This window comes from Moorena sp. SIO3A2, from assembly GCF_010672265.1.
Lineage (GTDB): Bacteria > Cyanobacteriota > Cyanobacteriia > Cyanobacteriales > Coleofasciculaceae > Moorena > Moorena producens.
In genome coordinates this window covers 105,170-118,017 of sequence record NZ_JAAHHC010000022.1, presented here as the reverse complement: position 1 = coordinate 118,017, position 12,848 = coordinate 105,170, and the positions used below count along the sequence as shown (strand labels likewise).

Here is a 12,848-nt window from a genome sequence, read left to right as displayed (position 1 = left end):
AGATTAGCGATCGCACTCTTATACACACTTAACTCTTTTTGTCAATTTAGGGCGATCGCCTCTCTATGCACACTTGACTCTTTTTGTCAATTTTTATGTTAAGAAAGATGTTTATAAAGCATAGCTTGTTAAGGGGGGTTAGGGGGGTACCCAATCCTGAAGTGCTATGGATAGATCCCCCTCCAGAAGTTCCCCCCTTGTTAAGGGGGGTTAGGGGGGATCCCTCTCCAAAAGTTCTATGGATCGATCCTCCTCCAAAAGTTCCCCCCTTGTTAAGGGGGGTTAGGGGGGATCCCTCTCCAAAAGTTCTATGGATCGATCCTCCTCCAAAAGTTCCCCCCTTGTTAAGGGGGGTTAGGGGGGATCCTTCTCCAGAAGTGCTATGGATAGATCCCCCTCCAGAAGTTCCCCCCTTGTTAAGGGGGGTTAGGGGGGATCCATCCACCATTAACTTACACAACTTCTGGGTCAGAAACGGTTGTCCCTCCGTCCAGTTCAATATCTCAGCTAACACCTGTTCAGGATTATCCACTTTCCCTTCCAAACCAGGGATCAGAGGCTCTTTCGCTTCCTCAAAGGTAAAGCCAGTCAGGTCAATATCCCGACCAATATTAAACGGAGTGCGCTGTTTATCCTGAATCAAATCCGCTGGAGTTGCTACTCCCAGCAAGCAAAAATTCAGCCGCTTGTAGGCAGGATTTTCCGCTCGTTTGTTATAACAACTGCGAATAAAGGCAAAGAAATCATCTTTAAACTCTACCTTAATAATACTGTCAATTTCATCCAGAAAGATAACAATATTTTCTGGAATCTCTGACAACAGCACTTCTTCAATAAACTCACCCAACCACATTAATGGCGAGAGTTGCTTACGCTCTCGTAACCAAGGTAAAACCTTGAATTTATCTGAGAGCTTAAAACTATTTACCAGACTCTTTATTAAGCTAGCATACCATTGCTCTGACGTTACGAAATTGCCAATTTGGGTAACATCAACAGAAGCACAAGCTACTCCCGCCTCTATTAGTCTTTGCATGGTTTTTACCCGCAAACTAGACTTACCCATCTGTCGCGAGTTGAGCACATAACAAAATTCCCCAGCCATCAAAGCATCAAAAATTTCTTGATCAGCTTTTCTGACTGCATAAGTAGCAGCATTGTTAGGTAAACTTCCGCCAACTTGATAGATTGTTGGTTGGTTGGTCATGATTGGGAAGGGAGTAGGGAATAAAGAAGCTATCAGCTATTAGCTATCAGCTATCAGCTATCAGTTATCAGCTATTAGCTATCAGTTATCAGCTATTAGCTATCAGTTATCAGCTATCAGTTATCAGCTTAAGCGCTACGCGCACGCTACGCGAACAGCTTAAGCGCTACGCGCACGCTACGCGAACAGTTTTCACTTTTCACTTTTCAACCAACGGCTGACCGCTGACCGCTGACTGCTGACCGCTGACTGCTTACATTCACTATAAAATCCTGTCACTAAAATACTGACGATACAAATTATATCTCGGAATACAATCATTACCGATTGCTCTGACTAATCCCAGACTTTCTAACAGATAGGTTTCTTTATAATCCAGGCGCACTGCTTGAGTAGTTGTCAGTAATTTTTTGAAAGCGTTTAGTAAATCGGGATGGAGCATGAGATTATTTAAAAGTTCTCGCAAATGATGGCGATAAATCCCTGATTCTGTCGGGGCGGTTTCTAACAGATGCTCCATGGTGATGTTGCTATTTTTGCTAAGAGTAGAGAAAGCTAACTGTAATAAATAAGGATGTCCCCCTACCATGCTCATTAATTTGTGTACTGAATTAACGGATAAATTTAAGCCATAAAATTTCGCCAAATCCTGAACCTGATTCAAAGTAAAATCAGTTAAATCTACAGGATATCCTACATTGAAAGGCGACTTATTGATAGCCAATTCAATATAAACTTCCGTAGAATAAACCACTATCAATCGCAGTCTTTTCCAAATATCATAAAATTGGCCATTTTCATGCCAACTACGCAGCAAAGTAAGAAACCCTTCAGCAACTTGTTGATGAGGAAAAACTCGCTCCAGGTTATCGAGACATAAAACTAAAGGACTCTCTGAAGAAACCAACAAATACTCTTCAAAGTAGGTGCTACACTTTACTTCAGTGGTGAACAAACTATCGTCCCAATAATTTGGCAACTCATTGGGCAATTTCAATTTTTGAGCAACCCGCACACAAAAAGACTGGAAAAATATCTCCAAATCATGGCAAGGAAACTCATTCAGATTCAAATAAACCGTGCGATAACCCCTAGATTTAGCATAAGCAAGAATCCGATGACTAAGTAACGTTTTCCCCATCAGCTTCGGTGCTTTAATCCGAATTAGTGCCCCTGGTTGTAAACTCTTTTGATAACACTCAGCATCTTGAGGACGTTCTATATAAAAGTCTCCAACTTGAGCGGTTGTCTGTTGTTGATTATTAGTGCTACTTGTGTTATTATAGTTGCTATTATTATTTGGTAATTCAATACCGAGTAATGTTAAAAATTCTGGTATAGACTGAGGGCGATCGCTAGCCACCAAGTTCATGCCATGGAGAATGGCTCGATTTATGCGATCGCTAATCTGGGGATTAAAATCCTTTGGTGGTGGTAATACAACTCCATCAGCCCGATCCTCAGCGGCTACTGGTTTCTTTCCAGTTAAAAGCACATACAAGGTAGCGGCCAAAGCATAGACATCGGTGTAGGGACCCTGTTGCCCTCGCCACTCATATTGTTCCAGAGGAGCATAGCCAGGAGTCCGCCCACACAGATGAGTTTGGGTAACCCCAGGGACAAACCTAGTAGCAATACCCAAATCAATCAACACGGCACCAGAACCATCGTGACCCACCATGATGTTATGAGGTTTAACATCCCGATGGAGTAATCCTTGCTGATGAATATCCCTGAGGGCGCTACCAATTTGCCCAATGTAGAGCAAGGCTTGCTCTTCCGAAAGCACACCCTGCCGTTTCACCAGATCCGACAAGGTTTCCCCCTCGATGTATTCCATGATCAAGCAGGGCAAATCACCTTCTCGGATGATTTCTTCTGATAAGCCGACTAGATGAGGATTGCCACAGCTACATTGGGCTAACTTTACCGCTTCGTTGGCAAAAATTTTCCAATATTCTAATAAATTATCTTGGCGGAGTACATGATTAACGATAGTTTTAATAACAATGCGATCGCCTGTTTTAGTTCGGGCTAAATACGTAATACCCAGCCCACCTTGTCCTAGTTTTTTTTCGATGGTATACTTCCCGTTCTGTAGCCGATAACCAGGGGGCCAGGTATGATTAGTTACGCCGTAGCTGTGGTTAGGTGGCTGAGTAGTTGAGGGAGGTTTGTAGGGAGCATAAGGCTCTGCCACAGAAACAGCTATTGGTTGTGTGGTGCTGCTATGACCATTTTTAGGGGAATTAAACCAGCGTTTAACCGCATTATTTAACCGCTGCTTGAATTTCCCACACACTGACCGATGGTTATGAGTCTTCATGGGAGATGCCCAACCTATCCAGGATATTAATTTCGGTAGGGTTTATCGTAAGCCTATGGGCTACGCGCACGCTACTTGAGGTGCTATCAGCGTGTCGCGTATCAGCTGAGTGCTTACGGTTTGTTTTTCCACACAAATAATTCTAGCGTTTTTAATAATTATCAAAGCCATTTGATTTACTTCACCTTACTTCATACTCCTACTCCCTAGGTAAGCAATAAGCTATCAGCATATCTAGCCAATGCACACTATGGGCAATTTTTTCTTGCGCTTACCCTAGAATGCGATCGCGTCCATATACCATTTACCGGAAAGTGGAATAGAAACCAAAAACTAAATTTTATGTTATAATGCTTGTATATACAAAAAGTATATACAAATTAATGGAATTTGAATGGGACGAAAACAAAAACCGACAAAATAAGCAAAAACATGGCATCAGCTTTGAAGAAGCACAGGAAATATTCTTTGGAATCGTTTTTACGTCAATTGATGAACGATACGATTATGATGAAATCAGAGAAATTAGCATCGGTTCCATACAAGGCGTTGTCATTGTCACCGTAGCCCACACTGAAAGAAACAGCAAAATTCGCTTAATTTCTGCTCGAAAAGCTACCCCTAAGGAAAAGAGAAAGTATTATGAGTATCTCGCCCAAACGACTTGAAGAAATCAAAACTATTCCTGACTCTGCCATTGATACCTCAGATATACCTGAGTTAGACGATAATTTTTGGGAAAATGCCAAAATAGTTAAACCGATTACTAAAAAAGCGATTTCTATTCGCTTAGATAGTGACATCATAGACTGGTTCAAAAGTCAAGGAAAAGGCTATCAATCATCAATTAATAACGTTCTTCGTACTTATGTTAATCATCAACGACAGAAAAGTAATCATTGATGGTAAAATTATTCCCTTCATGTCAGCTAATTCGTAAGCTATCAGCTATCAGCGTGTCGCGTATCAGCTGACCGCTTACGCTAATTTTAGCCGACATATCCCCTATGGGTTATACCAGTCATAAACTACAATTGAACCAATATACCACTACGCATTAAGATGTTTAACATTGTCTTGATGCAGTCGCTCCTAAACTCCGAAACGTAAGTAATCGCTGACTTCTGACTTCTGACTTCTGACTTGCGCGTAGCGCTATACCTAATGCGATCGCACTGATCTAAATCCGCACTTCTCGCTAACGTTGTTAATTACCAACAGAGGTTAGGATTTGGATAATAAAAATTTAAGGAGTAAACGGTGTTCAGGAGTAGTGATAGTTCCAATTGGCAGTGGTATTTGTCCAAGCAGCTAACCCCCTTGATCGGAGATTTAACCAGAGTCAAATCTAATCCTATCGATCTCAAGACTATTGTAGTTAGTACCTTAATCGGGCTTTTGCTCAATTCTCTACCATGGTTACCAGCTGCTAGTGCTCAAACGGTGCAACTGGGAGTAGTTAAGAGTCGGGATAATCAAGGGCATTGGTCTGGAATTACCGAACGCTTGCATTCAATTGGAGTTAACTACTGTATTGTTGACTTGACTGAAGTTAAGAAAGCCTCTGACTTCCATAACACTAATTTGCTATTTTTGCCTAATGTCGAGTTCCTCCACCCAAAACAATTCCAAGCGTTACAGGAGTGGATTGCACAAGGAGGAAAAGTTATTGTCACCGGTCCGACTGGGTTACTTTCCAAACCTGACATCCGCAAACAATTGCGTGAGCTTTTGGGTGCTTATTGGGGGTTTGCGATGACCCAACCCTCTATCCTCCATCCTTCCCCAGACAGTAACCAAAAATGGGTGCAGGATACTGGAATTACAGGTATCATCCAGGGTGGCACTCTTATTCCTACTGATCTTAATTCCACTACTGCTGCGGTCTGGAGTCAGGTTGACAAGCCCCCTGCTGTAGTAACCTCTAATAATGCTACCTTTTTTGGTTGGCGCTGGGGTATCGATCGCGTAGCTCCGGCAGAAGTCGATAGTGCTTGGTTACGAGCGGCTCTTGGTCGCTATGATGTCCAAGTCACTGATGTCAATGTCACTGATGCCCAACTCACTAGTGATTCATCTACATCATCTCAATCCTCTGATCACTCACCACAACATTGTGGGAATATCGAAACGACTATTGCCCAGAAACAGGTGGAAACAGAAGATGCAGAGTCTGGCAATAACACAGATGCTTCAGCTAAGCCTACCAATTCCCGATTAGCCCCATCACCCAAGCCAGCAAAAGCGCCACCACCAAGATATAGAAGACGAATTCTAACCCTAAAGCAAGCTACTGCGATGGAGCGGGAGTTGGAAAATCTGATTGGTCGGTTTGAAAGTGCTTTGCTAAGAGCCGATGCAGCTAACAGTAATCTGAATTTATCGACAGGCGCTGCTATCGAACAATTTGTCACTGCTGGTGCTAAGCAAGTGTCGGAAACCTCTGAGGAAACAACGGATGAAACTGACTCAGCTACTTACTCAGCTATTGAGGCATTGAATCAGGCCAGAGTGGGTTTGGAAAATTATCGTCGAGCAGTGGCTCGCAGGGAGTATCAAAAGGCTAGTCAGCTGTGGATGACAGCACGAAATACCCTGTGGGAAAACTACCCAATTGATCGTAAACTAGCCCAGTCAGAGATTCGAGCAATTTGGCTAGACCGGGGTACTATTGTTAAGGCGAAGTCTGAAAAAGATTTAGCTAAGATTTTTGACAAATTGGCTACAGCTGGTTTTCACACCATCTTTTTTGAAACGGTTAACGCTAGTTATACGATTTACCCGAGTGCGATCGCACCAGAGCAAAATCCCTTGGTTGAAGGATGGGATCCCCTAGAAGCAGCAGTCAAGTTAGCCCATGAACGAGGGATGGAATTGCACGCTTGGGTTTGGATGTTTGCTGCAGCTAACCAGCGTCACAATGCGGTTTTAGATCAACCAGCAGACTATCTCGGACCAGTGCTATCCAAGAATCCAGACTGGGCAATCTTGGATAACGAAAAACGTGTGTTTCACAAAAGAACTAGAAAGGCATTTCTTGACCCGGCTAATCCGGAAGTGCGGGATTATCTAACTAAGCTATTGGAAGAGATAGCCAGCCGCTATGAAGTGGATGGGATTCAACTCGACTATATTCGCTACCCGTTTCAAGACCCCAAAGCTGGTCATACCTTTGGCTATGGTAAGGCAGCCCGTGAACAGTTTCAGGAATTGACCGGTGTTGACCCCATTGAGATTGACCCAAGGAATCAGAAGTTATGGCGACAGTGGACAGATTTCCGTATAAAGCAAATTGACACTTTAGTCAAGTCAGTGTCACAGATGCTGCGCCAGAAACGTCCCGACTTGATTATATCTGCTGCTGTATTTCCCATGCCTCGGGAAGACCGATTGCAAAAAATCCAACAAAACTGGGAAGATTGGGCATCTCGGGGTGAGATTGACCTGATGGTACCGATGACTTATGCATTGGAAACGGAAGAGTTACAGAAATTAGCCCAGCCATGGCTAAAAAAATCATCCCTCAGCTCAGCGTTAGTTTTGCCAGGGATTCGTCTATTGAATTTACCCGATATTGTAGCTGTTGACCAAATCCAACTGCTGCGAGATTTACCAGCTCCTGGCTATGCCCTATTTGCAGTAGAAAATCTCAATGATAATCTCAGGGGTATCTTGACACGCACTCAAGGAGAACAAGAGGCTACCACTGAAATACAAGTACCTTACCGTCAACCGTTCCTAACTGCAGCAGAACGTTATCAGGCTCTGCAACAGGAATGGAGTTTTATGTTGGCAAATAATCAAATCGTGATTGGAGAACCAGACCTTTCAGACTGGGGACAACAAGCCGATACCCTTTCCCTGTTGCTGAATCGACTAGCGGACAAGCCATCCATGATGAGCTTGCTATCAGCACAATTGTCCATGTCATCCTTCCGTACTCGCTTTCAGACGTGGATGTTTGGACAATCAGTTGAGCAACCGTATCAAGTCCAGGTATGGGACAACCGTCTGGAAACGATCCAACGATTATTGCGCTATGGTGAGCGGACGCTCAAAAATCGACCATTAGCTGGCAGGGAAACGGCCACCAATGAAGTGGACATCACTGAAGGTCTCGATCCATAGACGAGCACCACAAGATAGTGGGTTATCCGGGTTATAGACAATGCGGCACGGGCCAAGGATTTCTACCTGGTTGCCGTATATATTGTTGCCGCTTCGTTTTACCGAAATCACTGGCTTCCGTTCTTCGGGGCTTTTGTGGATATTCGAGCCAATGTTATTGCGGTTGACATTGATCTTAGCTAAAGCCGGAGCACGATTAGTGCGCCATTTCCCTTTTGGTCCTCTAGTGCCTTTCGTGATTTGGGGCAGATTGTTGAACAAGGGAATAATCCAGAATTTCCCACTTTTATAAGCACCCCGAACCCGACCCTTCTCTAGAAGTTGGCGCAATCGCCGAGAAGAAATACCTAAGAGAGATGCTGCTTCTGTAGTACAAACATACTTGTTCATTTGGTTGCCTTGTTTTAACTCTTCCTATAACAGTATTATATAGGATAAATGAATCATTGACAAGTTCTAGTAAAAAAAATCTCTTCCGAAGTAAATATTGAGGGAAATAACCTCAGTTTGATGTCATAAATTGGCGATTTTTTTGAGGAGAGAGCAGAACAGACTCAAAGCTTTTAATTCCTGGATAAAGTTGGTTATCTCGAAGTGAGGTTGAAATAGCGATCGCGTTGAATTTATGCTTTTTTGTGCTTATAAAATGACTAGAGTAAAGTAGGAAAAATCTCAAAAATTTGGCGGTGGAACATCCCGTCAGCAATAGATTAAGCTGGTTGTATTGTCAGGGGATAGCCTGGGTCTACTTCAATCCCATACTCGACACGACCCTGCTTTTTGAAGGGGGTTAGGGTACAGTGTTAGAAATGTTAGCAACTAAAAGATATCTAGTTTAGATGAGTAAAGCTTTTGCTGCTTGGTTTAGCTGGGTTATACCTGTAGCAGCAACTTTCTTGGCAACGAGCTTAACTGCACCGGTAGCCAGAGCACAAAACCTGTACAATCCGCAGCCGATTTCCCATAGCAAAGAAATTGTTGACACCCTGACTCAAAAAGATATTCCGATCGGGGACGGTGGCTTTGCCCGAGACTATGTAGTAAATCTTGATGCGGGAGACCAAGTTGCCATCGACCTGATCTCAGACAACTTTGACACGATGATCTCTGTGATTGCTTCTGATGGTTCTACGGTAGCGGAAAATGATGATGGACCAGATGGGAGTACTAACTCCTTGTTATTTGCTCGCATCACTGAGACAGATGAGTACATTATCAGGGTGCGTGCCTTTGGCTCAACGGGCGGTGGCACGTTCAGATTAAAGATAACCCGACTTAAACCAATTTAGGGGGTTAGTGGTCGAGTCGGTAAGTACTCGATTAACCAACAGGTCGTCTTTGCCAAAGAATTAGCGAAAGAATTAGTTAAGGATGAGGGTCAGTAAGCACAGAAACAGGGCTTCTGTCCATTCCACCACTGCTCCGTAAGTGTCTCCAGTATGTCCCCCCAGCTGGCGGTGGAACCAGCCGCCAGTCAGTAGAGCGATCGCACATCCTCCGATGGCCATGGTTAAGGAGAACCAAGCATTTGTCGGGTCAAGCAACACTGGCACTATAGATAAACTTAAGACAACGAATAATCCCAAGAGAATATCTTGGGGAATACGTATCCATGGTTTGTGAAATGCTCCTTTACCGGTGGGTCTGAGATAGGGATAAAATGCGATCGCTACTACTTGTCCCCAGCGTCCCCAAGCAGCTGCTCCCATCAAAGCTGCCCACCGATAAGCCCCGATATCAGTTAGGGCAGCTGTTTTTAACAGTAATAGAGTACAGGCTGCCATTGCCCCAAACGCTCCTGTAGCACTATCTGCCATCACATCTAAACGGCGCTGGGGATCTGGAACTGCTAAACCATCCGCTGTGTCTATCACCCCATCTAAGTGTAATCCTCCAGTCAGGGCAAGCCAGCTGACCACAACTACAGCAGAGCGAGTGAATACTGGCATCCCCAACTGTTGCAATAAAGTATCTAATATTACCAGTATCCCCCCAATCAGCAATCCAATCATCGGTGCCCAACGGGCAATGCCCCGAAACTCCATCCCCCAGCTAGCTGGTAGGGGAATACAGGTATAAAAAGTTACAGCACTGCTCATTGAACAGAAAAGTTGACGTCCCCATTGTTTAAATTGTTGTCCGGTAAAATACTTCATGGGTTACTGCTGTTACTGAAATTGATCAGAGTGGGAGAGTTTGAGAGGGAAAATTCATCCCCGACCTAAGAGGACGGGGTATTCTTTTCCCTCTCAAATAGTGTTAATATAAAAAGTAAGGGTCTCAAAAAAAACTGGGTATTGACCCCACTCAGCTACCGACCGTGCGGGGGAAAGTCACGCCCAGGTCGAGAACAGCAACGAGCGTTGTTGTGCAAAGGATACCCCATCCCTCTTCAGGGTGGGGAGGTTCAACTAATCAATTAACCTGGGGGAGCGATAAGACCCGCGCTATATCTGATCTTGTTAGCGCCGGGATACATGGACTCCCCCAGGTTAATTGAGGGGGTTAAACACCCCCTCAATTAACAACATTTAACAGTAGCGCTACAGCCAGTAAATCCTCTAGAATATTAGGATGTTGACTCTGAACTATCGCTACCGAATCTACCCAGACGCCACTCAAGAACAAAGATTAATTGAGTCGATGGAAATTTGTCGCAGTGCTTACAACTATGCGTTGCGGGAGATCAAAGATTGGTGTGATAGTCGCAAATGCTTGATAGACAGATGCTCTCTTGAAAAAGAGTACATCATTTCATCTGAAGCAAAGTTTCCTAACGAAATTAATCAACTGAACAACCTGCCCAACGCTAAGAAAGAATTTCCCAGGCTCAAGGAGGTTCCTTCTCAAGTTCTTCAGCAAGCTATCAAGCAGTTGCACAAAGGTTGGGAGTACTTTCAGTCCCGTGGTTTTGGCTTTCCACGGTTCAAAAAGCATGGGCAGTTCAAGTCTTTGCTGTTCCCTCAGTTTAAAGACAATCCGGTTACGGACTTGCACATCAAATTGCCCAAGATAGGACTGATTCCAATTAACTTGCATCGCCCAATCCCTAACGGGTTTGTGGTCAAGCAAGTGAGAATCATACGGAAAGCTGACCGATGGTATGCATCTATCAACATTCAATGTGATGTCAGTGTTCCAGACCCTATGCCACATGGTCATCCCATTGGCGTCGATGTCGGGCTGGAAAAATTCTTAGCAACAAGTGATGGTGCTCTCGTCAAGCCGCCGAAGTTTTTTAAGACCCTGCAAAGTAGGCTGAAAGTGCTGCAACGTAGGTTGTCTAGAAAGCAGAAACGGTCTAAGAATTACGAGAAACAGCGGATGCAGATTGCTAGACTTCACCACAAAATTGATAACACTCGGAAGGACTTTCACTTCAAACAAGCTCATGCTCTTTGTGATGCTGGAGATATGATCTTCATGGAAGATTTGGACTATCAAACTAGTGCCAAAGGGATGTTGGGTAAGTATATGCTTGATGCTGGGTTTGGACAATTCCGAACCATCGTTAAGTATGTGTGCTGGAAGCGTGGAAAGTTTTTTGGTGAAGTAGATGCCAGGAGGACTTCTCAACAGTGTCCTGAGTGTGGTGGGCAAGTCAAAAAAGACTTGAGTGTTAGAGTTCACAATTGCCCTGATTGTGGGTATAAAACCGATAGGGATGTAGCTAGCGGTCAAGTCATAAAAAATAGAGGGATACAACTGATCAGTACCGATGGACAGTCGGGAATCGAAATTGCCTGTGCAGTCGGTCTACCGGGGGTTGGGGCAACCCAATCTAGGTCAGAGGCGAAACCCCACAAGGGAGCAACCAGGAAATCCTTGAAGTGATTCTTGGAAGCCCGCGCTGTATGCGTAGCATCAGCGCCGGGAGGATGTCACTGAATTTTCCTTTGAGCACCATCGAAAGATTGGGATAGTATGGTGTCATAAGCTGTTGTTATAAGCAGCAAGTTACTCCACCCTATGGGTTAGGTCTCAACAGCAACGGGCTGCCAATCTAGTTAGTTCGTTCCGACCAAAACGGCTCAATCAACATTCCTTGGTAGAAGCGATGCAGCGCCAACAACGGGGAGGCAGTGCGGCCAAAGGGGGTCTCCCCTATGAGCAACTGCCGTGGTTTCCACGGGGCTGACAAGGTGCTCGAATGTGCTCCACACGGCCCCTGGCTATAGCGCGACTGCATCAATAAAAAGTAGTTGGCAATGGGTTGACCCCATTTGGGATATAAGCTGTTGGTGTTCACTCAATAAGGGTAAAACCTTAAACAGGAGTAATCTAGTTGACTAGATTTGACGAGTTTACTGTGAACTATTTAAAGATAAACACCTAACAGAGATTATCCCCTGCATCTATTGGAATTATCTCTTGCTGCTTACTAGGCACCCTTACACCCTTAAACGCTTGTAGGTTTACACGCTTATACGCTTGTATTAACCATTAAGCATGCTTAGATTAGGTATTAAGTACGATAACCATTAACCTTTATTGTTGGTTTTAACCCGTTGCCGTAGCTATGTTCTCATCAATTGGTTTAACCTTTAGGGTTGCCTCGCCAATCAATTAAATATACCAGTTGCATGTCAATATCAGCCCTGAAAAGCATTATAGGCTTTTATCCATGAGTCACCACCAATCTCGACACCAACTCCCAGCTCCTTGCATCATTGAAACTGGCATTATCATCAACAAGCGAGATATGAAACGCTTGCTTGGTGATTTAGGTTGCGTCCGTTACATCCACACTCTCGATGGTCAACTAAAGAACCAGGGGGAAGGGTTAGTTCAGGAAGTATTTGCTGATCCCCATTGCTCGACCCTGATTGCCAATCGGACACTTTACATCAATGTCCATAGTTTTGACTATTTACAACTGAGTCAGTCTCCAACCCAAGAAGCATACTTTGACCTAATTAATGAAAATCGTCAGTTGCGGCTGATTCCGCTGTTGAATCCCTTGCAACAAGAGTGTGTTGATCAACTTCAGGCGGAAGCCCTTGAAGCTATGGTCACACAGGTTCTAAGCGCGAAATGGGATGTGCAAATTGATGATGATGCAGATAGTCCTTTTTAGCTTAGAAGGTTAGAAGGTTAGAAGGTTACAGGTTGATTAATGAAATTCAAGGGTATAAGTATTGGCTTGCTCCAAGTTGGATGCATCTAATACAAAATATCGAAGACGCA

General features: G+C 44.1%; 10 protein-coding genes. 6 read left to right on the top strand and 4 right to left on the bottom strand.

All coding sequences use genetic code 11. The annotated features are described in order from the left end of the window. Positions 1-46: 46 nt before the first annotated feature. Together F6K64_RS23085 and F6K64_RS23080 are read right to left on the bottom strand one after the other, a co-directional pair. A complete protein-coding gene (locus F6K64_RS23085) occupies positions 47-1,207 on the bottom strand; it encodes an AAA-like domain-containing protein (protein WP_353814746.1) in 1,161 nt (386 codons plus the stop codon). 262 nt (positions 1,208-1,469) lie between these two features. After that, positions 1,470-3,533: an AAA-like domain-containing protein gene (locus tag F6K64_RS23080; RefSeq protein WP_052308424.1), complete on the bottom strand. Its 2,064-nt coding sequence runs from the start codon at positions 3,531-3,533 to the stop codon at positions 1,470-1,472. Between the two features lie 383 nt (positions 3,534-3,916). Between F6K64_RS23080 and F6K64_RS23075 the strand changes: the two genes are divergently transcribed. The 3 genes from F6K64_RS23075 (at position 3,917) to F6K64_RS23065 (ending at position 7,661) form a co-directional block, all read left to right on the top strand. Beyond that, entirely contained in the window at positions 3,917-4,201 is a 285-nt protein-coding gene (locus tag F6K64_RS23075) for a BrnT family toxin (RefSeq protein WP_044492669.1), read from the top strand. Next, positions 4,176-4,436 (top strand): BrnA antitoxin family protein, encoded by a 261-nt coding sequence (locus F6K64_RS23070; RefSeq protein WP_008182423.1) that lies wholly within the window; start codon positions 4,176-4,178, stop codon positions 4,434-4,436. The genes F6K64_RS23075 and F6K64_RS23070 overlap by 26 nt, the downstream gene beginning before the upstream one ends. Before the next feature lie 357 nt (positions 4,437-4,793). Beyond that, complete coding sequence (locus tag F6K64_RS23065) at positions 4,794-7,661, top strand: glycoside hydrolase family 10-like protein (protein WP_131827201.1); 2,868 nt, start codon at positions 4,794-4,796, stop codon at positions 7,659-7,661. Here the strand turns inward: F6K64_RS23065 and F6K64_RS23060 are convergent. Next, on the bottom strand, positions 7,602-8,051 hold the full coding sequence (locus F6K64_RS23060; protein WP_287252406.1) for a MerR family transcriptional regulator: 450 nt from the start codon (positions 8,049-8,051) through the stop codon (positions 7,602-7,604). The two genes, F6K64_RS23065 and F6K64_RS23060, sit on opposite strands and share 60 nt — an antisense overlap. 449 nt (positions 8,052-8,500) lie before the next feature. On the opposite strand from F6K64_RS23060, the gene F6K64_RS23055 reads away from it, so the two are divergent. Next, positions 8,501-8,950: a PPC domain-containing protein gene (locus tag F6K64_RS23055; RefSeq protein ID WP_008177847.1), complete on the top strand. Its 450-nt coding sequence runs from the start codon at positions 8,501-8,503 to the stop codon at positions 8,948-8,950. Positions 8,951-9,022: 72 nt separating this feature from the next. On the opposite strand, the gene cobS is transcribed toward F6K64_RS23055, so the two are convergent. Beyond that, positions 9,023-9,817 carry an adenosylcobinamide-GDP ribazoletransferase gene (gene cobS / locus F6K64_RS23050; protein ID WP_044491793.1) on the bottom strand — a complete coding sequence of 265 codons (795 nt, stop codon included), beginning with the start codon at positions 9,815-9,817 and terminating at the stop codon, positions 9,023-9,025. Positions 9,818-10,235: 418 nt separating this feature from the next. On the opposite strand from cobS, the gene F6K64_RS23045 reads away from it, so the two are divergent. After that, a complete protein-coding gene (locus tag F6K64_RS23045; protein ID WP_008177843.1) occupies positions 10,236-11,495 on the top strand; it encodes an RNA-guided endonuclease InsQ/TnpB family protein in 1,260 nt (419 codons plus the stop codon). A gap of 790 nt (positions 11,496-12,285) precedes the next feature. After that, on the top strand, positions 12,286-12,738 hold the full coding sequence (locus F6K64_RS23040; protein WP_008177841.1) for a hypothetical protein: 453 nt from the start codon (positions 12,286-12,288) through the stop codon (positions 12,736-12,738). Positions 12,739-12,848: the final 110 nt, after the last annotated feature.